The sequence below is a fragment of the Micromonospora sp. WMMD1082 genome (assembly GCF_029626175.1).
Classification (GTDB): Bacteria; Actinomycetota; Actinomycetes; order Mycobacteriales; family Micromonosporaceae; genus Micromonospora.
The window spans coordinates 4321910-4342478 of the sequence record NZ_JARUBM010000002.1 but is presented as its reverse complement, the minus strand read 5'-3'; the positions used below and the strand labels follow the sequence as shown (position 1 = coordinate 4342478).

20 protein-coding genes are annotated in these 20569 nt (G+C 72.3%); 6 read left to right on the top strand and 14 right to left on the bottom strand.

Going from position 1 to position 20569, the window contains the following annotated elements; genetic code table 11:
• Window positions 1–4 precede the first annotated feature (4 nt).
• Complete coding sequence (gene hrcA / locus O7615_RS19995) at window positions 5–1027, bottom strand: heat-inducible transcriptional repressor HrcA (protein WP_278179252.1); 1023 nt, start codon at window positions 1025–1027, stop codon at window positions 5–7.
• Between the two features lie 208 nt (window positions 1028–1235).
• On the opposite strand from hrcA, the gene O7615_RS19990 reads away from it, so the two are divergent.
• The gene (locus tag O7615_RS19990; RefSeq protein ID WP_278179251.1) at window positions 1236–1736 is read left to right on the top strand and encodes a DUF4870 domain-containing protein; all 501 of its coding nucleotides are present in this window, start codon (window positions 1236–1238) and stop codon (window positions 1734–1736) included.
• 22 nt (window positions 1737–1758) lie between these two features.
• Here the strand turns inward: O7615_RS19990 and hemW are convergent, their stop codons facing one another.
• Window positions 1759–2982, bottom strand: coding sequence for a radical SAM family heme chaperone HemW (gene hemW / locus O7615_RS19985; protein ID WP_278179250.1), 1224 nt, complete (start codon window positions 2980–2982; stop codon window positions 1759–1761).
• A gap of 20 nt (window positions 2983–3002) precedes the next feature.
• On the opposite strand from hemW, the gene O7615_RS19980 reads away from it, so the two are divergent.
• The 3 genes from O7615_RS19980 (at window position 3003) to O7615_RS19970 (ending at window position 5898) form a co-directional block, all read left to right on the top strand.
• Window positions 3003–3791 carry an enoyl-CoA hydratase-related protein gene (locus O7615_RS19980; protein WP_278179249.1) on the top strand — a complete coding sequence of 263 codons (789 nt, stop codon included), beginning with the start codon at window positions 3003–3005 and terminating at the stop codon, window positions 3789–3791.
• A 125-nt stretch (window positions 3792–3916) separates the two neighbouring features.
• A complete protein-coding gene (locus O7615_RS19975) occupies window positions 3917–4774 on the top strand; it encodes a hypothetical protein (RefSeq protein WP_278179248.1) in 858 nt (285 codons plus the stop codon).
• Window positions 4775–4992: 218 nt separating this feature from the next.
• Window positions 4993–5898 carry a phytanoyl-CoA dioxygenase family protein gene (locus O7615_RS19970; RefSeq protein WP_278179247.1) on the top strand — a complete coding sequence of 302 codons (906 nt, stop codon included), beginning with the start codon at window positions 4993–4995 and terminating at the stop codon, window positions 5896–5898.
• Window positions 5899–6064: 166 nt separating this feature from the next.
• Here O7615_RS19970 and O7615_RS19965 read toward each other — a convergent pair whose 3' ends face one another.
• The 8 genes from O7615_RS19965 to O7615_RS19930 form a co-directional block, all read right to left on the bottom strand.
• Window positions 6065–6709, bottom strand: coding sequence for an MOSC domain-containing protein (locus tag O7615_RS19965; RefSeq protein WP_278179246.1), 645 nt, complete (start codon window positions 6707–6709; stop codon window positions 6065–6067).
• A gap of 48 nt (window positions 6710–6757) precedes the next feature.
• Complete coding sequence (locus O7615_RS19960; RefSeq protein ID WP_278179245.1) at window positions 6758–7630, bottom strand: carbohydrate ABC transporter permease; 873 nt, start codon at window positions 7628–7630, stop codon at window positions 6758–6760.
• Window positions 7631–7674: 44 nt separating this feature from the next.
• Window positions 7675–8661 carry a sugar ABC transporter permease gene (locus O7615_RS19955; protein WP_278179244.1) on the bottom strand — a complete coding sequence of 329 codons (987 nt, stop codon included), beginning with the start codon at window positions 8659–8661 and terminating at the stop codon, window positions 7675–7677.
• Entirely contained in the window at window positions 8658–9944 is a 1287-nt protein-coding gene (locus tag O7615_RS19950) for a sugar ABC transporter substrate-binding protein (RefSeq protein WP_278179243.1), read from the bottom strand. The genes O7615_RS19955 and O7615_RS19950 overlap by 4 nt, the downstream gene beginning before the upstream one ends.
• A 198-nt stretch (window positions 9945–10142) precedes the next feature.
• Window positions 10143–10430: a GlsB/YeaQ/YmgE family stress response membrane protein gene (locus tag O7615_RS19945; protein WP_278179242.1), complete on the bottom strand. Its 288-nt coding sequence runs from the start codon at window positions 10428–10430 to the stop codon at window positions 10143–10145.
• 206 nt (window positions 10431–10636) lie between these two features.
• Window positions 10637–10927 carry a GlsB/YeaQ/YmgE family stress response membrane protein gene (locus tag O7615_RS19940; RefSeq protein WP_278179240.1) on the bottom strand — a complete coding sequence of 97 codons (291 nt, stop codon included), beginning with the start codon at window positions 10925–10927 and terminating at the stop codon, window positions 10637–10639.
• A gap of 165 nt (window positions 10928–11092) precedes the next feature.
• Entirely contained in the window at window positions 11093–12970 is a 1878-nt protein-coding gene (gene lepA, locus O7615_RS19935; RefSeq protein WP_278179239.1) for a translation elongation factor 4, read from the bottom strand.
• 107 nt (window positions 12971–13077) lie between these two features.
• Entirely contained in the window at window positions 13078–13611 is a 534-nt protein-coding gene (locus O7615_RS19930; protein WP_278179238.1) for a DUF4240 domain-containing protein, read from the bottom strand.
• Window positions 13612–13698: 87 nt separating this feature from the next.
• Between O7615_RS19930 and O7615_RS19925 the strand changes: the two genes are divergently transcribed.
• Window positions 13699–14685 (top strand): phosphotransferase, encoded by a 987-nt coding sequence (locus tag O7615_RS19925; protein ID WP_278179236.1) that lies wholly within the window; start codon window positions 13699–13701, stop codon window positions 14683–14685.
• A 125-nt stretch (window positions 14686–14810) separates the two neighbouring features.
• Entirely contained in the window at window positions 14811–15077 is a 267-nt protein-coding gene (rpsT, locus tag O7615_RS19920) for a 30S ribosomal protein S20 (RefSeq protein ID WP_278179234.1), read from the top strand.
• Between the two features lie 143 nt (window positions 15078–15220).
• Here the strand turns inward: rpsT and O7615_RS19915 are convergent, their stop codons facing one another.
• The 4 genes from O7615_RS19915 to O7615_RS19900 all read right to left on the bottom strand — a co-directional run bounded on the left by O7615_RS19915 (window position 15221) and on the right by O7615_RS19900 (window position 20457).
• A complete protein-coding gene (locus O7615_RS19915; protein WP_278179233.1) occupies window positions 15221–15745 on the bottom strand; it encodes a hypothetical protein in 525 nt (174 codons plus the stop codon).
• Window positions 15742–16722 carry a DNA polymerase III subunit delta gene (gene holA, locus O7615_RS19910; protein WP_278179232.1) on the bottom strand — a complete coding sequence of 327 codons (981 nt, stop codon included), beginning with the start codon at window positions 16720–16722 and terminating at the stop codon, window positions 15742–15744. The genes O7615_RS19915 and holA overlap by 4 nt, the downstream gene beginning before the upstream one ends.
• Before the next feature lie 121 nt (window positions 16723–16843).
• On the bottom strand, window positions 16844–19252 hold the full coding sequence (locus tag O7615_RS19905; protein WP_278182156.1) for a ComEC/Rec2 family competence protein: 2409 nt from the start codon (window positions 19250–19252) through the stop codon (window positions 16844–16846).
• A gap of 89 nt (window positions 19253–19341) precedes the next feature.
• On the bottom strand, window positions 19342–20457 hold the full coding sequence (locus O7615_RS19900) for a helix-hairpin-helix domain-containing protein (RefSeq protein WP_278179231.1): 1116 nt from the start codon (window positions 20455–20457) through the stop codon (window positions 19342–19344).
• Between the last annotated feature and the right edge of the window lie 112 nt (window positions 20458–20569).

The following is a 20569-nucleotide window of genomic DNA, read 5'->3' as shown; positions in this document are numbered from 1 at the left end:
CCGATCAGTTCTGGGCCAGCAGCTCGCCCACGTAGCGTGCCACGGCCCTCACCGTGGCGATGGTTCCGGGGTAGTCCATCCGGGTCGGCCCCAGCACGCCCATCCCCCCGACGATGGTCGCGCCCGGGCCGTATCCGGTGCTGACCACGGAGGCCGCCCGCAGATTGTCGATCTCGTTCTCGTCGCCGATGCGCACCCGCAGCGTGCTCGCCTCCACCTCGCCGATGAGCTTGAGCAGGACGACCTCCTCCTCGAGCGCTTCGAGGACGGGGCGCAACGAACCCTGGAAGTCGAGCAGCCCGCCCCGGGTGAGGTTGGCGGTGCCGGCCAGCGCGAGCCGCTCCTCGTGCCGCTCGACCAGCGTCTCCAGCAGCACGGTGGACAGGGTCGTCATGGCCGGGCGCAGGTGCGGCACCGACTCCTCGATGAGGACCTGCACCAGCGGTGGGGTGTCCGACAGGCGGACACCGACCAGCTTCTCGTTGACCAGCCGGCGCAGGTCGTTGACGTCGTCGGCCGGGATCGGCGCGGGCAGCTCGACCAGCCGCTGCTCGACCCGGCCGGTGTCGGCGATCATCACGAGCATCAACCGGGTGGTGGAGATCGGCACCAGCTCCAGGTGACGCACCCGGGAACGGGCCAGGCTCGGATACTGCACCACGGCGACCTGCCGGGTCAGCTGCGCCAGCAGCCGCACGGTGCGATGCACCACATCGTCGAGATCGACGGCGCCGGCCAGGAAGCGCTCGATCGCCCGGCGCTCGGCCGGACTGAGCGGCTTGACCCGGCTCAGCCGGTCGACGAAGAGCCGATAGCCACGGTCGGTGGGCACCCGCCCGGCGCTGGTGTGCGGCTGCCGGAGATAGCCCTCCTCCTCCAGCACCGCCATGTCGTTACGGACGGTGGCCGGCGAGACACCGAGCTGGTGCCGCTCGACCAGCGCCTTGCTGCCGACCGGCTCCTGAGTGGCGACGTAGTCCTCGACGATCGCCCGGAGCACGGCGAGCTTGCGGTCGTCCAGACCCATCCTCTCCACCTCCTGTCGCAGGTCAGCACTCAGCGTCGCGGCCACCAGAGAGACACTCTGGCACTCGACTGTAGCGAGTGCCAGTCTACGTCGGTGCCCCCGCCAACGCGATGATCAAGACACCTCACCGTCGGCAAGCCGATCGGCGGTGGACACTCGCCGGTGTCGCTCTGGTGCGCCGTTGCCGGTGGCACCTACCGTGATCTCCATGACTGAACCACCTCGCCCCCCAGAATCCGGCGACGACCCCACAAACCCACTGTCCGGGTCGTCCGGCCAGGCCGGCTATCCCCCGCCCGGTGGCTATCCGCCGCCCGGCGGCGGCTACGGCCCGCCCGGCGGCGGCTACGGTCCGCCCGCCGGCTACGCCAGCAACGAGGACAAGACCTGGGCGCTGATCGCCCACTTCGGCGGTGGGCTCGGCGCGCTGCTCAGCTTCGGTCCGCTGGGCTTCGTCGCGCCGCTGATCGCCTACCTGGTGCGCGGCCAGCAGTCCCCCGCCGTACGCGCGCACGCCCTCGCCGCGCTGAACTTCCAGCTTCTCTGGTCGGTCATCGCCTTCGTGTTGCTCTTCATCAGCTGGTGCCTGTTCTTCATCCCGAGCATCGCGGTCGTGGTGCTCCAGATCGTGTTCGCGCTCATCGCCGGCCTGAAGGCCAACGAGGGCGGGTTCTACCGCTACCCGTTGTCCACGACCTTCGTGAAGTGAGTCGCGCCGACCTGCTGCCCGTTCAGGGCAGCAGGTCGCGGACGACCGCGTCGGCCAGCAGCCGGCCGCGCAGGGTGAGCACCGCCCGGCCGCCCGCGTAGGGGTCGGGAGCCAGCAGCCCGCCGGCCAGGGCCCGCTCCGCGCCGGCCCGACCGGCCGCGTCCAGCACCGCCAGCGGCAGCCCGGCGTCGAGCCGCAGCCGGAGCATCACGTCCTCCATGTACGTCTCGTCGTCGCCGAGCACCTCCCGGGCCAGCCCGGGTGACTCGCCGGCGGCGAGGCGTTGCGCGTACGTCGTGGGGTGTTTGACGTTCCACCAGCGCACCCCGCCGACGTGACTGTGCGCCCCCGGGCCGAGGCCCCACCAGTCCCCGCCGGTCCAGTAGAGCAGGTTGTGCCGGCACCGGGCAGCCGGCGTGCGGGCCCAGTTGGACACCTCGTACCAGGAGAAACCGGCGGCGTCGAGGGCGGCCTCGGCGGCCAGGTAGCGGTCCGCGGCCACGTCCTCGTCGGGATACGGCAGCTCGCCACGGCGCATCCGGGCGGCCAGCCGGGTGCCGTCCTCGACGATCAGGGCGTACGCGCTGACGTGGTCCACGCCCGCGGCCACGACCTGATCGAGCGAGGCGGCGAAGTCCTCGGCCCGCTCCCCCGGCGTACCGTAGATCAGGTCGAGGTTGACGTGGTCGAACCCGGCGTCCCGGGCCTCCCGCGCGGCGGCCGGGGCACGGCCGGCGCGGTGCCGGCGGTCCAGGACGGCGAGCACCCCGGGCGCGGCCGACTGCATGCCCAGCGAGATCCGGGTGTACCCGGCCGCGCGCAACTCCTTCAACGAGGTGGGGGTCACCGACTCCGGGTTGGCCTCGGTGGTCACCTCCGCGTCGGCGGCCAGCCCCCAGGTCCGGTCGACGGCGTCGAGGATCCGGGCCAGGTCGTCGGCGGGCAGCAGGGTGGGGGTGCCACCGCCGACGAAGACCGTGTCCACCCGGTGCGGCGGGGCCTCGCCCAGCACCCGGGCGGCGAGCGCCAGCTCGGCCAGCACCGCGTCGGCGTAGCCGTCCCGGCCCGCGCCGCCGCCCAGCTCGTCCGCGGTGTACGTGTTGAAGTCGCAGTAGCCGCAGCGGCTGGCGCAGAAGGGGACGTGCACGTACACCCCGAAGCCACGGGCGCCGACGGACGCGCGGGCGGTCGCGGGCAGCGACCCGTCGGCGGGGACGGGTTCGCCTGCTGGAAGGACGCCGGGCATGGCCACTAGTGTGCCCTCACATGACCTCTCCCGACGCGCTCGTGCGGGTCGCCACGGCCCCCGGGGTGACCACGCTCACCCTGGACAGCCCGCACAACCGCAACGCGCTCTCCACGCCGCTGATGACGGAACTGCTCGCCGGGCTGGCCGCCGCGGTCGCCGACGACACGGTCCGGGTGATCGTGCTCGACCACACCGGCCCGGTCTTCTGCTCCGGCGCCGATCTGAAGGAGACGGCCGCGGCGTACGCCAGTGGGACGGTGCCCGCCGGAATGCTGGGTGACGTGCTCGCGGCGGTCTGGGAGTGCCCGAAGCCGGTGCTCGCGAGGGTCGCCGGCCCGGCCCGGGCCGGCGGGCTGGGCCTGATCGCGGCGGCCGACCTGGCGGTCTGTGCGGCCGAGGCCACGTTCGCCTTCACCGAGGTACGGATCGGGGTGATCCCGGCGGTGATCTCCGCGACGGTGCTGCCCCGGCTGCATCCCCGGGCGGCGGCCGAGCTGTACCTGACCGGCGACACCTTCGACGGCCGGCGGGCGGCCGAGATCGGCCTGGTCACCGCCGCGGTGCCGGCCGACGATCTGGACGCGGCGGTGCGGCGCTACCGCGATTCGCTGGTGCGCGGCGCCCCGGCGGCGCTGGCCGGCGCGAAACAGCTGCTGCGCCGCACGGACCCTGGGGACCTGCGCGCCGACCTGGCGGACCTGGCGGCCGTCTCCACCGGCTACTTCCTGTCCGCCGACGGGATCGAGGGAGTCACCGCGTTCCGCGAGAAGCGCCCGCCGCGCTGGGTGGCCGACCTCGACAGGTGAGTGCCGGCCGGTACGGGGAACCTCCTCCCCGGCGCGGTCGTCGCGCGGCGGATGGAACCGGTCAGACGACCCGTACTCCCCCGATGGGGGACGTACGCTTGGGGACCTTGATTGCGGGAGGTGTGGTGCGGGCTCGGGCAGTGGTGGCCGGTTTCGTGGTTCTCGTGCTGATCGCCGTGGTCGGGATCGTCCTCGGACTGCGGCAGGTCGGCGAGCGGCTCCGGCTGCCGTTGGCCAGCCGCAGCTGCACGGTGCAGGCCGACGGCAGGGTCACCCTCGATTCGCACCAGATGGCCAACGCGGCGACGATCGCGGCCATCGGCATCCAGCACGACCTGCCCGACCGGGCCGTGGTGGTGGCGCTGGCCACCGCGTACCAGGAGTCCGGGCTGCGCAACCTGGCCGGCGGCGACCGCGACTCGGTGGGGCTGTTCCAGCAGCGGCCGAGCCAGGGCTGGGGCACCCCGACCGAGATCCGCGATCCCCGGTACGCGGCCGACAGGTTCTACGCCGCGCTGAAGAAGGTGCGCGGCTGGGAGGACATGCGGGTCACCGACGCCGCGCAGAAGGTGCAGCGCTCGGCCTTCCCGGAGGCGTACGAGAAGTGGGCCGACGAGTCGGAGGTGCTCACCCGCGCCCTGCTGGGTCACGCCACCGGCGCGGTGGTCTGCACCTTCGGCGGGGATCCGGCGATGCGCGGCCAGGCCGCCGCCACGGCGCTGACCCAGGGGCTCAACCTCGACTGGGGGCTGACCCCGGCGGCCACCACGGCGAGCCTGACCGGCCTCACGGTGGCGGCCGCCGATCAGCGCGCCGGCTGGCGGTACGCGCACTGGCTGGTCTCGCACGCCAACGATCACGGGGTCAAGCGGGTGCGCTTCGGCGACCTCGAGTGGACCAACCGGGGTGGCTCGTGGAGCCGGGTCGGCGACGGGGCGGCGAAGCCCGTCGAGGTCGTCGCCGAGGTCTTCGCGGATGCATAACGGCCCCGATCTCCTTACCCGCAGTGACCGCAAGATCGGACTATCCGCCCAATAAGCCCCGACGGCTCACGCTGCGTGGCTTGCAGTAGTCGCGCCGCCGCCCTCAGTCGCCGTGCCCGTCCGGGACCGCTATGGGGCGCCCCCCAGGCCGAGCATGCCCGCGTTACGCTCGGCGGTCTGTGCCAAAAATGGTTTCACCTCTTGGGGAGGGGTACGACGTGCCATTCGACTACGGCGACCGGACCGGTTACGAACCGATCAGCGACGTCGATCGCAAGGAGTTCCATGAGCAGGGCTTTCTCCTGCTGCGCAACGTCCTGACGGAGGATCACCGGGCCGCGCTCGAGGCCGCGGTCGACCGGGTGTACGACGAGGAGAAGGCCAAGGGCAACACCACCAAGGACGGCACCCTGCACCTGCTGGGCTTCCTCGAGCGCGACGAGCTCTTCGGCGAGCTGCTCACCCACCCGATCGCGTTCCCCTACATGTGGGGCCTCGCCGGGTGGAACATCTACACCCACCACAACCACCTCGACGTCACTCCGCCCGCACTGGAGCCGGAGAAGCCGTACTGGGGCTGGCACCAGGACGGGTACCGACAGAACTCCGACCCGGAGACGATGGACCCGAACCTGCCCCGGCCGATGTTCTCGCTGAAGGTCGCCTACGTGCTCTCCGACCTGTCGGAGACCGGTCGCGGCGCGACCAAGGTGATCCCGGGCAGCCACCTGCGCAACTCGCTGCCCCGGCCGACGGATCTGAGCGTGCACAACCCGGACCCGGAGGGCACCGTCGAGATCACCGCCAACCCGGGCGACGCCTTTATCTTCGACCGCCGCCAGTGGCACTCCCGGTCGACCAACCTGTCGACCATCACCCGCAAGATGCTCTTCGTCGGCTACACCTACCGGTGGATCCGGCCGCTGGACGAGTTGCACCCCGACAAGGACGGCGAGTGGTACGCCAACCGCACGCCGGTGCAGCGCCAGCTTCTCGGTGAGGGCACCCACACCGCGAACTACTGGGGCATCAACTGGGACGGCTACATCGACGACGAGATCCCGCTGCGCAAGGAACTCAAGCAGCGCGGCCTGCTCGACCGCAGCATCCCCTGGCTCCGCTGACCCGGCGCTAAGAAGAAGCAGTAAAGGAAGGGGCCCCCGGTTAACGCCTCGCGTTGTGCCGGGGGCCCTTCTTAACACTCGCCGGCATCCGCGCCGGGCGACGGCGGCGCGTCAGCCGGTCGGGGTGACGGCGGCGCGTCAGCCGGTCGGGGTGACGGCGGTCGGGTCAGCCGGTCACGGTGGCGAGCCGGCGGCGCGCCTTGTCCCGGATCCACCCGGGCAGGTCCTCGGCATCGAGCAGCCGGGGCAGCAGCTGCGGCTTCAGGTTCAGCGCCTGGAACACCTCGCCGAGGGTCACCCCGTGCGCGGGCCGGTGCGCGATCTCGATCGGGTCACCGGCGCCCACCGCGCCCTCGCGCAGCACCCGCAGGTACGCCCCGGGTGTCGCCCGCACGGTGAACCTCTTGATCAGGTCAGGTACGCCCCAGAAGCCGGCGAACGTGGTACACGGCGTACGCGGCATGGTCACCTGGAGCACGGCCTGGCCGACGGCCCACTGCTCGCCGATCACCGCGCCGGTCACGTCCACCGCGTACGTGGTGAGATTCTCGCCGAAGCCGCCGGGGCGGATGGTGCGCCCGAGTTCGGCCTCCCACCAGGCCGCGTCCTCCTGGGCGTACGCGTAGACCGCCTTGTCGGGGCCGCCGTGGTGGGCGCGCTCGCCGATGAAGTCTCCGGCCACCCCGTCGGTGCGCACCAGCACCGGACCGTCGGCCGGTCGCTTGTCTATCCCGCTGCGCCCGCTCGCGTCGCCGGCCCACTCGGCCTCGGTCACGATGCCGACGTTCACCGAGGCCACCCTGCCTGTCATGATCTCATCCTAGTTCCGCGGCCCGGCCCAGCCCCGAACGGCGCCGGCTCAGCCCTTGACGGCGCCGGCGACCAGGCCGGAGACCATCCGCCGCTGCACCAGCAGGAAGAAGACGATGACCGGCAGGGTGAACAGCGTGGAGGCGGCCATCACCGGGCCCCAGGCGGTGTCGTCGCGCCCGAAGAAGAAGGTCATCGCCACCGGCAGCGTGTAGCGGTCCTGGCGGTTGATGAAGGTCAGCGCGAAGATCAGCTCGTTCCAGGCGGTGATGAAGGAGAAGATGCTCGTCGCGACCAGACCCGGAGCCACCAGCGGGAACAGGATCCGGCGGAAGATCTGCGCCCGGCTGGCCCCGTCGATGGCGGCGGCCTCCTCCAACTCCTTGGGCACCGCCGCGACGAAGCCGCGCAGCATCCAGATCGCGAACGGCAACGAGAAGCCGAGATAGGTCAGGATCAGGCTCGGCAGGGTGTTGTACAGGCCGATCCGCTGGATCATCAGGAACAGCGGGATGACCAGCGCCTCCAGCGGGATCATCTGCACCACCAGCAGCATGATCAGGAAGCTGGTCCGCAGCGTGAACCGGAACCGGGCCACGGCGGTGGCGGCCAGCAGGGCGACCAGCCCGCTCAGCAGCACCGTGGCCAGCGCCACCAGCGCGCTGTTGAGGAAGAAGTCGGTGAACGTGACCCCCGGGATCAGGTTCCCGGTGAGGATCTGCCGGTAGTGCGCGAGCGTCGGCTCGGCCGGCAGCGGTCGCGGAGTGCTGGCGAAGATCTCCCCGCTCGGCTTCAGCGAGGTGGTGATCATCCAGTAGACCGGGAAGGCGGCGAAGAGCGCCACCAGCAGGCCGGCGCCGTTGAGCGCGAGGCGCCGGACGGTACGGCCGCGCCGCCCGCCCCGCGCCGGGCCGACCGTCACGCGCCCTCCTGCCGCCGGGCCAGCCGTCACGCGTCCTCCTGCCGTCACGCGTCCTCCTCCTGCCGGAGCACCATGCGCACGTACACCCCAGTGACGATCAGCAGGATCACGGTGAGGATCACCGCGATCGCGGAGCCGAGACCGTACTTGGGCGGCGGCGAGAACGCCTCGGCGTACGAGTAGACGGAGAGCATGAACGTCGGCCGGTCGTGAGTGCCGCCGGCGAGCACGTAGTACTGGGTGAAGACCTTGAAGTCCCAGATGGTGGAGAGCACCACCAGGATGCCGAAGACCGGCCGCAGCAGCGGGACGGTGACCCGCCAGAACACCCGCCACGGCCCGGCACCGTCGACCCGGGCCGCCTCGTGCAGCTCGCTCGGCACGCTCTTGAGGCCGGCCAGCACGCTCACCGCCACGAACGGGAACGAGTGCCAGACCACCACCAGGGTGAGGATCGCGAAGAACAACAGCGGCGAGTTGAACCAGCCGTAGCCGGTCCAGTCGGTGCGGCCGAAGAGCGCCTGGGAGAGCCCGTCCGGCAGGGCGTTGAACGCCCAGGTGACCAGTCCGCTGGTGTCGTCGAAGATCCACCGCCAGACGATGGTGCCGGTCAGCGCGGGGGTGGCCCAGGCGAGCATCACACAGCTGGCCACGAACGCCGCCATCTTCCGGCCGAGCCGGTGCAGCAGCAGCCCGACCAGGGTGCCGAGGACCATCGTCAGCGCCACGTTCGCCGCGGCGAACACCACCGTGTTGCGCAGCACCCGCCAGAAGAAGGGGTCGCCGAGGATCTGGGCGTAGTTGCCCAGCCCGACCCACGGCCATTCCCGGTCACCGCGCAGCTGGCGTACGTTGTCCAGCCGGTGGAAGGACATCACCACCACCTGGCCCAGCGGCCAGAGCAGCAGCACCCCGATGACCACCAGACAGGGCAGCAGCAGGAGGTACGGCAGCCGGTCGACCCGGCGACGCCGCCGCGCGGGGGTCTCCCGCGCGGCGGCCGCCTCCGGCACCTCGGTCAGCGTGGTCACTTGGCGTTGAGGATGCTTTCCATCTCCGCGGCCGCGTCGGCGGTGGCCTGTTCGACCGTCTTCTGCCCCTTCATGACCGAGCTGTTCATCGCCTGGGTCACCGTCTTGGTCCGGCTGACCTCCACCCACTTCGGGGTGAGCGGCGTGAGTTTGGTGTTCTGCATGGTGGTCGCGAACGCCGCCATGATCTTGTCATCCGCGTACGTGCTGCCGCCGACCAGGTCGGAGTAGACCGGGAAGAAGCCGAGGCTGTCGGCGAACTCCTGCGCGTTCTTCTTGTTCAGCAGCACGGTGAGGTAGTCCCAGGCAAGGTCCTGGCGCTGGCTGTCCTGCCAGATCGCGACGTCCGAGCCGCCGGCGAAGGCGGGCGCGGGCTGACCGTCGGGCCCGGGGATGGGGAAGGTGCCCCACGCCTTCTCGATCTCCGGGTTGTCCTTGGCGATGGCGCCCTGCTGCCAGCTGCCGGCGAAGGCCATCGCCGCCTTGCCGGTGGCGAACTGGGTACGCGCGTCGATCTCGTTCCAGCCGGCGGCGGCGGGTGGGGCCACCTTGTGGACGGTCACCAGGTCGGTCCAGAACCTGACCGCCTGTTGCGCCTGCGGGGAGGTCAGGCCGGACTTCCAGGCGTCACCCTCCTGGGTGGCGATCTCGCCTCCGGCACCCCAGAGGAAGGAGTAGAACGGCAGCTCGGAGTTGCCCGGTACCGCGATGCCGTACGTCCCGGGCTTGCTGGCCTGCACCGCCTTGGCCGCCGCGACCAGGTCGTCCCAGGTCTTCGGCGGCTGCACGCCCGCCTCGGCGAACCAGTCGGTGCGGTAGTAGATCCCCCGGACGCCGGCGTACCACGGCACGCCGTACTGCCGGCCGTCGAGCTGGGCGTTGCGCACCAGGTCGGGCAGGATGTCCTTGCCGTCGGCCCAGTCGCCCATCCGGTCGGTGATGTCGGCGAGTGCCTCCTGCGCGGCCCAGCCCTGGGTCTCGGTGTTGCCCAGCTCGGTGATGTCCGGGCCCTCACCGCCGGCGAGCGCGGCCTGGAACTTCGTCGGCGCGTCGAGCCACGGAATGTACTGCACGACCACGTCGGTGTCGGGGTGCTTGACCCGGAACTCGGTCTCCACGGCGTCGAGGAACGCGGTCTGCGCGTCGCTGCCCTCGCCCATCATCCAGACCGTCAGCTTGCTGGTGTCGGCCGCGCCGTCGTCGGAGCCACCACAACCGGCCAGCACCATCGCGGTCGCAGCCACGACGGTGGTGACCGGGGCCAGCCGTTTCCACCTGTTCACGCCACTTCTCCCTCCCACCGCCTGGCATTAACCTTCTGCACCGCACCCTAATACGAAGAATTCCTTTACAACAGTGGGCGGCGACCGAACGTACCGCGACGCCGACCGCCGCGGGCCGCGACACCGACCGCAAACCCGGGCGTACGCGCACGAAAGGCGCCCGACCTCGCCGGTCGGGCGCCTTTCGAGACTCAGCTGTTACCGGTGCGTGACGCCTCGGCGGCGGCCCCCGACACCCGCGACCAGCGCGACCGCGATGGCGGCCAGCAGCACCTGGAGCATCAGTTCACGCCAGTCGATACCGGCGGTCTCGGCGAAGCCGGACGCGCGGGCGATCACCGTGCCGAGCAGCGCGGCGCCGACACCGATGATCATGTGCAACCAGATCGGCATGGGCTGACGCCCCGGCACCACCAACCGGCCCAGCGCACCGATGATCAGACCGACGATCAGCGCGGTGATGATGCCCCAGACGGTGAGCTCCATGGTCGCTCTCCTTTACAAAAAGACGTTCCACGTTTTGTGGCGTTCCTGTCGTGACCGCCTAATGCCCGACCCGTGAAGATCCCAAACCGGCCATTCCGGCCGGCCGGTCGCGCCGGATCCGAAAGCCCCCCGGACCCGCCGAACGGGCCACCAGACGGTGACGGGCGCCCGGCCGAGTGGCCGGGCGCCCGTCGGGGCAGGTGCGGTTACCGATGGGTGACGCCGCGTCGGCGACTCCCGACGCCGGCGACCAGCGCGACCGCGATCGCGGCCAGCGCCACCTGGACGGCCAGTTCCGCCCAGTCGATACCGGCGGTCACCGTGGCGATGCCCATCGCGCGGGCGAGCACGGTGCCGAGCAGCGCCGCGCCGACACCAATGATCATGTGCAGCCAGATCGGCATGTCCTGCCGACCCGGGACCACGAGGCGGCCCAGCGCACCGATGATCAGACCGACGAACAGCGCGGTGATGATGCCCCAGACAGTGAGCTCCATGGCGGCTCTCCTTAACCAGAAGATGTCATTCGGCGGGGGTTTCTGTCGTGCCGATCAGATTCCCTCGGCGCCGAATCCCCAAACCGACCGGAGCATCGCCGATCATGTCGTCCGTCGATGACACACCGGTTTCCGCACGTCGCCGCGCGGCACCCGATGGCAGGGCTACTTCTTTCCGGCCGGCTTCCCGTCGCCGGAGTCGGAGGAGAGTGCGGCGATGAAGGCCTCCTGTGGCACCTCCACCCGACCCACCATCTTCATCCGCTTCTTGCCCTCCTTCTGCTTCTCCAGCAGCTTGCGCTTGCGGCTGATGTCACCGCCGTAGCACTTGGCGAGCACGTCCTTACGGATCGCGCGGATCGTCTCCCGGGCGATGACCCGGCTGCCGATGGCGGCCTGGATCGGCACCTCGAACTGCTGGCGCGGGATCAGGTTGCGCAGCTTCGCGGCGATCGTGGTGCCGTAGCCGTACGCCTTGTCCTTGTGCACGATCGCGCTGAACGCGTCCACCGGCTCGCCGTGCAGCAGGATGTCGACCTTCACCAGCTCGGACGCCTGCTCGCCGGAGGGCTCGTAGTCCAGCGAGGCGTAGCCCTTGGTCCGGCTCTTCAGCTGGTCGAAGAAGTCGAAGATGATCTCGGCGAGGGGCAGCGTGTAGCGCAGCTCCACCCGGTCGGCGGAGAGGTAGTCCATGCCGAGCAGGCTGCCCCGGCGGCCCTGGCACAGCTCCATCACCGCACCGACGTAGTCGTTCGGGGTGAGCACGGTGGCCCGCACCACCGGCTCGTACACCTCGGCGATCTTGCCGGTCGGGTACTCGCTCGGGTTGGTGACCACGACCTCCTCGCCGTCCTCCTGGATCGCCCGGTACACCACGTTGGGCGCGGTCGAGATGAGGTCCAGGTTGAACTCCCGCTCCAGCCGCTCCCGGATGATCTCCAGGTGGAGCAGGCCGAGGAAGCCGCAGCGGAACCCGAAGCCGAGCGCGCCGGAGGTCTCCGGCTCGTAGGTCAGCGCGGCGTCGTTGAGCTTGAGCTTGTCCAGCGCGTCCCGCAGGGCCGGGTAGTCCGACCCGTCGATCGGGTACAGGCCGGAGTAGACCATCGGCTTCGGGTCCTTGTAGCCGCCGAGCGGCTCGGCCGCTGGCCGCCCGTTGATGGTGATCGTGTCACCCACCCGGGACTGGCGCACGTCCTTCACGCCGGTGATCAGGTAACCGACCTCGCCGACGCCGAGCGCGTCGGCCTTCACCATCTCCGGCGAGATGACCCCGATCTCCAGCAGCTCGTGCACCGCAGCGGTGGACATCATCTTGATCCGGTCCCGGGCACCGATCCGCCCGTCGATCACCCGGACGTAGGTGACCACGCCCCGGTAGACGTCGTAGACCGAGTCGAAGATCATCGCGCGGGCCGGGGCCTCGGCGTCGCCGACCGGCGGGGTGAACTGCCGGACGATCTCGTCGAGCAGGTACGGCACCCCCTCGCCGGTCTTGCCGGAGACCCGGATGCAGTCCGCCGGGTCGCCGCCGATCAGGTGGGCCAGCTCCTCGGCGTACTTCTCCGGCTGCGCGGCCGGCAGATCGATCTTGTTGAGCACCGGGATCACGTGCAGGTCGTTCTCCAGCGCCAGATACAGGTTGGCCAGCGTCTGCGCCTCGATGCCCTGGGCCGCGTCGACCAGCAGGATCGCGCCCTCGCAGGCGGCCAACGACCGGGACACCTCGTAGGTGAAGTCGACGTGGCCGGGAGTGTCGATCATGTTGAGCACGGCCTGTTCGCCGGCCCGATCGCCCTCCCGGATGGTCCACGGCATCCGGACCGCCTGGCTCTTGATGGTGATGCCACGCTCGCGCTCGATGTCCATCCGGTCGAGATACTGCGCGCGCATCTGTCGCGGATCGACCACCCCGGTGAGCTGCAACATCCGGTCGGCCAGGGTCGACTTCCCGTGGTCGATGTGGGCGATGATGCAGAAGTTCCTGATCCGTGCCGGGTCGGTGGCACCAGGAGCGTTCGCGCCGGAATCGAGCGTCGGTGGCACAGCGGTCCGTTCTGGTCGGCTGACGTGAGCGGGCCGACGCACGCCGGCCCCCTCTATGCTCCCACGTCCCCGGCGGGCAGCCACCGCGCGGGCGAACCCCGCTCTCCTTACTCCTGCGGCGGCTCCACGAAGAGGGCGGCGAGCCGGGGCAGCCGGCGCCGGGCCTCGTCGGGGTCGTCGAAGTCCCAGAACTCGTTCAGGTCCGGTGCCGGTGCCGCCTCGCGGTCCGCCGGCAGGTCGGTCGCGGTCGCCCTGCGGTACGCGTCCCACGGCACGGCCAGCATGGACTCGCACTCGAACTCCTCGCCGCTGAGCGAGGCGGCCCGCACCTGGGGCAGTTCGGCCAGCGAGTCCGGGTCGGCCACCGCGCGGGCGAAGACCGCCCGCCCCTGGGTCATCAACCAGCCACGGAAGTACTCGAAGCCGTCGTCGGAGGCACCCCCGTTGATCAGGTACGCGGCGCCCCAGAGGTCCACCCGGTAGGACGCGGCGAGGACCCGTTGCTGGTGGTGGGCGTACCCGACGATCTCCTCGGTGTCGTGGGCGGCGAGCAGCACGACGGCCCGGGCCGCGACGGCGTCCGGCGCTCCCCCGCCGCTGCGGGCGCGGTCGATCAACTGCCAGAAGTCGTCGGTCCTCATGGCCTGGCAGTCTGGCAGACACCGCCCCGGGTGCCCGGATCCGCGCCGGGTATCGCCGTGCCCCCGGTGACCGGGCAGCATGGTCGGGTGAGCATCCCGTCCCCGCCACCCGTGCCGTACCAGGCGACCGCCCAGCGGCCGCCGTGGCACACGCTGCCGGGGACGGTACGGTCCGCGCTGTCGGCCCGGCTCGGCGCACCGGTGGTCGCCGCCGCCACCGCCGGCGCCGGCTTCACCCGGGGCTTCGCCGCGGTGCTGCGCACCGCCGACGGGGGCAGCGCGTTCGTCAAGGCCGCGCCCCGCGCCGAGCAACCGCATCTGGTCGACTGGTACGCCCGCGAGGCGGCGATCCTCGCCCGGCTGCCGGCCGGCCTGCCGGTGCCCCGGCTGCGCTGGACCCTCTGGGAGGCGGGCTGGTACGCGCTCTGCCTGGACCCGGTCGACGGCCACCCGCCCCGGCTGCCCTGGGATCCGGGCGAGCTGACCGCCACCCTCACCGGCTACGCCGACCTCGCCGCCGCGCTCGCCGATCCGCCGGCCGAACTGGTCGCCCTCGGGCTGCCCCGGCTGGCCGATCTCGCCCGCGCCGACATCCTCTGGTGGGACGAGGTGGCCGCCGGCCGGGAACCGCTGCCGCCGCTGCCCGCCCCGGCACGGGGCCGGCTGGCCGAGCTGGTCGCCCTGGAGTCGCGCCTGCCCGGCTACGCCACCGAGGCGACCGGGCTGACCCACGGCGACCTGCGGGTGGACAACGTGCTGATCGACCGGGCCGGCACGGCCTGGTTCTGTGACTGGCCGTGGCTCTGCCACGGGCCGGCCTGGTTCGACCTGGCCAACCTGCTGATCACCGGGTACGCCAGCGGGCTGGACGTCGACCCCCTCTTCGCCACGCACCCGGCCACCGTGCACGCGCCCCCGGACGCCCTCGACGTGACGCTGGCCGCGCTGGCCGGCTACCACCTCACCGCCGCGACGTCCGCGCCGCCGACCGCGTCGATCCACCTACCGGCGCACCAGCGATGGACCGGCGAGCAGGCACTCGGCTGGCTGGCGCGACGACGAGGCTGGACCTGATCGCTGTCCCGGTGCCGTTTTGGCCCGTCCGGACCGACCTGGTAACCTGGCTCTTCGCGCAGCGATGACGCATGCTTCGTCGCGCGCAAGCTGACCAACCCGAGCTATCAAGACGAGGCTGTCGCGTGGCGAACATCAAGTCCCAGATCAAGCGCAACCGGCAGAACGAGAAGCGCCGGCTGCGTAACAAGTCGGTCAAGTCGTCGCTGAAGACCGCCATCCGCAAGTTCCACGAGGCCGCTGAGGCCGGTGACGTCGAGAAGGCCACCGCCCTCATGCAGGACGCCTCGCGCAAGCTGGACAAGGCGGCCAGCAAGGGCGTCATCCACGGCAACCAGGCCGCGAACCGCAAGTCCGCGATCGCCAAGCGCGTCGCGTCGCTCGCCTCCTGAGCCGGCGCCTCAGGCCTGACGGAAGCCCCGGGGCGATGCCTCGGGGCTTCAGCACGTCCCGCCCGGGGTCGCGGCTCCGATGGCGGCCCGACGCGCGGGGATCCCAAGGTCCCGGCACCCGGGCGCTCCCTGCGGGAGTGTGATCAGGACCCCGGCTCGGTGGTGCCCGGTCGGCGCGGCGCTTGCCCGCCCCGATCCGGTGCTTCCTGATCGGGCTCGCCCGCGGCGGGCAACATCGGCCGCGGTGCCGGTGGCGCCGCGTCGGGAGGCTCGTCCTCCACCGGCTCGGCACGCACCACCACACCGGGCACGCTGTGCCACAGCCAGTCCACCCGGGCCTTCCCGACCACCGGCTCCATCTGCCGCCGGAACCGGTCACGTTCCTGCTCGGGTACGGCGGCGGCGGCGCGGACCACCACGGCGGCCACCAGATCGTTGAGCTTGACCATGACGGCCACCGCCGCGGGCAGGACCAGCACCGCCCACCACGTCACCAGTTCGGCGAGCGCGAGCAGGGCCGCCAGCGCGATCGTTCCCTCGAAGAAGATGAAGCAGAGCACCCCGCCCGGGTTGACGAAACGCAGCCCGAGCACCCGGGCGTAGAGCGGACGGAACCGCTCCTCGTCGGCCGGGATCGTGGCCCACGTGCCACGGAGGGCTCCGCTCACCTGGCGCCGCCCTGCCGCGCGGCGGCCACCGAGAAGACGGCCTTCTCCAGCGCGTACGCCCGGTCGTCCGAGCCGCCCTTGACCGCCGCGTTGCACTCCGCCGCCGCGCGCATGGCGCGGACCAGCCCGTCGGGCGTCCAGCCACGGGCCTGCCGTTGGGCCCGTTCGACCTTCCACGGTGGCATGCCCAGGCTGCTGGCGAGCTGGTAGGAACTGCCCCGGCCGGCCGAGGCGACCCGGGCGACCGTACGGATCCCGTCGGCGAGGGCGTCGGCGATCGGCACCGGATCCACGCCCACGTGCAGCGCCCAGCGCAACGCCTCCAGGGCACCCGGCAGGTCACCGACCATCGTGGCGTCGGCCACCGTGAAGCCGCTCACCTCCACCCGACCCCGGTAGTAGCGGGCCACGGTGTCGGCGCCGACCCGGCCGTCGGTGTCGGCCATCAGCTGCGAACAGGCCGCGGCGAGTTCCCGCAGGTCGTTGCCGACCGCCGCGATCAGCGCCTCGGCGGCGTCGTCCGTGCACCGCCCGCCGGCCCGGCGGATCTCGTCGCGGACGAAGGCCACCCGGTCCCGATGCCCCTTGAGTTTGGCGACCGGCACGACCCGGGCGCCGGCCGACTTGAGCCCGTCGGCGAATGCCCTGCCCTTCGCCGCCCCGAGGTGCGCCACGACGAGCTGCACGTCCGGGTCGGGGTTCTTGGCGTACGCCAGCAGGGCGGTGACCAGGTCCTTGCGGGCGTCCTGGCCGGACCGGAGCACCAGGACCCGGCGCCCGCCGAACAGCGACGGGCTGAGCATCTCATCGATCTCGCCGACGGTGAGCTGCCCGGCCTGATACTCGCGCACGTCGGCGTCGGGGTCGGCGACCCGGGCGGCGGCGACGGTTTCGGTCACCGCACGCGTGGCGAGCAGCTCCTCGTCACCGAGGACAAGCACAATAGGAGCGGCACTGGCGGCGGTCACGCCGCCCATATTCGCACGCTCGGCTGCCTGGTCCAGCCTGCTCGTCCGGACTGTGCCGGCAGACCCCGCACTCAGCGCAAATCCAGACATATAGCTTATTTTCCTCTTTTCCCCGTAAGTCAACGTCGATTCACCGCTTCAGTCGGCCCTGGTCGACTCCCCCGCTCACCACGGCAAGCCCGGAGGGCCCCCGCACCGCCGCCACGTCCCCCTCGATGTCGGTACGCAGCACCCTGGCGCCGCCCCGGGCCAGCCGGGCCAGCACCGCCTCGTTGGGGTGGCCGTAGGTGTTGCCCGCGCCCACCGGCACCAGCGCGACCGTGGGCCGGACCGCATCCAGGAAGGCCGGATCCTGGTACGCGCTGCCATGGTGCGGAATCTTGAGCACGTCGGCCCGCAACGCCGGCAGCGGCAGGTGCTCCCGCAACGCCTGCTGCTCCTCGGTCTCGGCATCGCCGGTCAGCAGGATCCGCACCCCGGCGACCGTGGCGAGCAGCACCAGGGAGTTGTTGTTCGGATCCGACCGGGTTCCCCGCATCGGGTACGGCGGACCGATGACCACGAGGTCGACCGCGCCGGCCCGGTAGCGCCATCCGGCCGGGGCGTCCGTCACCGGGGTGCCGTGCGCCGCGGCGGTGGTGTGCACCAGACCCCGGCCGACCGCCGGCTCCGGCCACTGCGGAGTCAGCACCGCGTCCACCCGCCGCCCCCGGAAGACCCCGGCCACGCCTCCGGTGTGGTCGACGTGGAAGTGGCTGACCACCAGCAGCGGCACCCGACGTACGCCGAGGCGGCGCAGGCAGGCGTCCGCCGCCGCCGGATCCGGGCCGGCATCGACCACGACCGCCCGGCCGGCCGCCACCGGCAGCAGCACCGTGTCGCCCTGACCGACCGCGCAGGCCGTGACGACCCACCCGGTCGGCGGCCATCCCGGAGCGATCACCCGGACCGGCACGGTGCCGAGCACGACCGCGACGGTGCAGACCGCCACCAGGCGACGTACCACGGGGCGCCGGACGGCGACCAGCAGCGCCACGGTCAACGCGGCCAGCAGCAGTGCCCCGGACACGCCGCCCGGCCAGGGCAGGTTCCCCGCCGGCAGGCGGGCACCGTACCGGGCGACCAGCACCAGCCACCAGGCCGGCCAGTGCGCCAGCCAGGCGACGACCTCGGCACCCGCCGGCCAGACCGGCGACACGGTCGCCGCCACCACGCCGAGCACCGTGGCCGGGGCGATCGCCGGCACCGCGAGCAGGTTGGCCGGCACCGCGACGAGACTGACCGTGCCGGTCAGGCCGGCGATCACCGGCGAACAGGCGAGTTGTGCGGCGGCCGGCACCGCCAGCGCCTCGGCCGCCCCCGGCGGTACGCCCCGTCGACGCAGCCCGTCCCGCCAGCCCGGGGCGAGCAGCAGCAGGCCACCGGTGGCCAGCACGGACAGCGCGAAGCCGGCGTCGCCGGCCAGGTCCGGGTCGACCAGCACCAGCGCCGCCACGGCGGCCGCCAGCGCGGGCACCGCCGCCCGGGGCCGGCCGGCGGCCAGCGCGGCGAGCCCGATCGCGCCCATGGTGGCCGCGCGCACCACGCTCGGCGATGGGCGGACCAGGATGACGAAGCCCACCAGGGCCACCCCGCAGAGGCCGGCGGCCACGGCCGGACCGGCGCGGGCCCAGCGGGCCAGCAGCAGCACCGCACCCACCACAATGGCGACATTCGACCCGGATACGGCGTTGAGATGCGTCATCCCGGTGGCCCGGAAGTCCTCCTCCACGGCATCGGGCAGTCGGCTGGTGTCCCCGACGACCAGGCCGGGCAGCAGACCGCCCGGATCGTCGGGCAGCGGCGTACACGCCTGCTGCAGGCCGGCCCGGAGGCGACCGGCGGCCCGTTGCAGCCCCGAGGGAGCGCCGAGTAGGACGGGTGAGCCGACGGCCATCAGCACCGCGCCGGTGAGGTCGCCGCCGCGTGGTGCGGCGAGACGCCCCTCGGCCGTGAGCCGTTGCCCGGGCAGCAAGCCACGCCAGGCCGGGTCGTTGGCGAGCACCAGCACGCGCGCCGGTGCGGTGATCCGCTGCCCCGCCGGGCCGGCCAGGGTCACCAGCCTCGTCCGCACGAGCAGGGTCGGCGGGCGACCCACGATGCCGCCGCGTACCGCCCTGGGGTCGTCCCGGACGACCACCTCGGCGGTGACCCGGGCCCGCTCGTCGACCAGCGCGCGTAGCGGCGCCGCGTCCCGTACGACCAGCCGGGCCGAGGTGGCCACGCCGCCGCAGACCACGCCGATCAGCACCGCCACCGCAATCCAGCCGTAGCGCCGGACGACCGGGCCCGGACCACCGGCGAACCCGAGCATGCACAGCGCCGCCGCCCCGGCGAGGCCGGCGGCGACCGCCGCCACCAGAAGCGCCCGCCGGGCGTCGAGATGTAGGCCGGCCAGCGCGGTGAGCCAGGCGGCCGCGGCGAGCCCGGCCAGCCGGAGATCGGGCACGTCCGCGCCGACCGCGCCGTCGACCGGCCCGGTCGACGGTGGCTCAGCCAGGTGACCCCGGCCCACCGGCACCGCCCTCTCGACCGGCACCACTCCGTCGACCGGCAGCGCCGGCCCGGACGCCGGTACCCTTCCCGCGCTCACACCGTCACCAGGTCCTTGAGCTGCTCGTACCGTGCGTCGCCGATGCCGTTGACCTGCCGCAGGTCGCCGACGGACCGGAAGCCGCCGTGCTGGTCGCGATGCGCGATGATCCGCTGGGCGAGCACCGGCCCCACCCCGGGTAGCGCTTGGAGCTGCGTCGACGTCGCGGTGTTCAGGTTGACCCGCCCGCCCGTGGCCGGGTCGCCGCCCCCGGCCGGACCGGCGCCGGGCGGCACGGCCGCCGCCCCGGTGGGCGCCGGTACGCCGACCAGGATCAGCTCGCCGTCGCTGACCTTGCGGGCCGGGTTCAGCATCGCGACGTCCACTCCCGGCAACGCGCCCCCGGCGGCATCGACGGCGTCGGCGACCCGCGCCCCCGCCGGGAGCCGCACCAGTCCCGGCCGGCGGACCTTGCCGGCGACGGCGACCACCAGTTCAGCGGTCGGCACCTCGGCCTGACCAGCCGGCTCGGCCGGATCGACCGGCCCGTCACCGGCCGTGCTCGACGGATCCGGCAGCGCGGCGCTGCTGGTCACGGCGACGACCGGCTCCACCTGTGGCCGGGAGCGCCAGGTCCAGATGCCGGCGCCGAGCACCACCAGGACGGCGACGGCCGCGAGCGCCCGAACTCCCCGCCGCCCCGGATCGAACGCCCCCGCGCCGGGCAGCCGGGACACCGGCGCCTCGTCGGCCGTCTGATCCGGCTCGACCTCCGCCGGCCCCGCCCCGACATGAACAGGATCGGCAGCCCAAACCGGACCGATATCACGGGCCAAACCGGCAACGCGAGGCGAACCAGCAACGCGGGGCGAACCGGGTGGGACCGATTCGACCGGCTCAGCGGTGACCGGCTCGGGGTTGGCCGCGACGTGCACGGGCAGCAGCGCGGTCGGCCAGTCCATCGCGGACGGCGCAACCCGGGCGGACGGCGGCATCGGATCACGGCCCGACACCGGCGGCACGGATCCACCCAGCGGCACAGGCCCACCCAGCGGCACAGGCTTATCCGGCAGCCGGAAGCCATCCGGCGGCAGGTCGGGGCCGTCCATCGCTGCGCCGGGCATCAGCCGCCACAGGCGCTGCCGGACCACCGTCTCCTCGTCGTTGGACACGGCGCGAGGTTAGGGCGGCAGGGTTCCGTCCCGCGCGACGAGCGGGCCCCACCTGTGGACAGCCGACGCGTTGTGGACAACGCCCTGATCATGCGCAGACCGTGCTACGGCA

What these genes read in the sequence shown, in the direction of transcription:
- hrcA (WP_278179252.1), bottom strand. Translation starts at nt 1,027, where the DNA reads ATGGGTCTGGACGACCGCAAGCTCGCCGTGCTCCGGGCGATCGTCGAG.
- O7615_RS19990 (WP_278179251.1), top strand. Translation starts at nt 1,236, where the DNA reads ATGACTGAACCACCTCGCCCCCCAGAATCCGGCGACGACCCCACAAAC.
- hemW (WP_278179250.1), bottom strand. Translation starts at nt 2,982, where the DNA reads ATGCCCGGCGTCCTTCCAGCAGGCGAACCCGTCCCCGCCGACGGGTCG.
- O7615_RS19980 (WP_278179249.1), top strand. Translation starts at nt 3,003, where the DNA reads ATGACCTCTCCCGACGCGCTCGTGCGGGTCGCCACGGCCCCCGGGGTG.
- O7615_RS19965 (WP_278179246.1), bottom strand. Translation starts at nt 6,709, where the DNA reads ATGACAGGCAGGGTGGCCTCGGTGAACGTCGGCATCGTGACCGAGGCC.
- O7615_RS19945 (WP_278179242.1), bottom strand. Translation starts at nt 10,430, where the DNA reads ATGGAGCTCACCGTCTGGGGCATCATCACCGCGCTGATCGTCGGTCTG.
- O7615_RS19940 (WP_278179240.1), bottom strand. Translation starts at nt 10,927, where the DNA reads ATGGAGCTCACTGTCTGGGGCATCATCACCGCGCTGTTCGTCGGTCTG.
- O7615_RS19930 (WP_278179238.1), bottom strand. Translation starts at nt 13,611, where the DNA reads ATGAGGACCGACGACTTCTGGCAGTTGATCGACCGCGCCCGCAGCGGC.
- holA (WP_278179232.1), bottom strand. Translation starts at nt 16,722, where the DNA reads ATGGGCGGCGTGACCGCCGCCAGTGCCGCTCCTATTGTGCTTGTCCTC.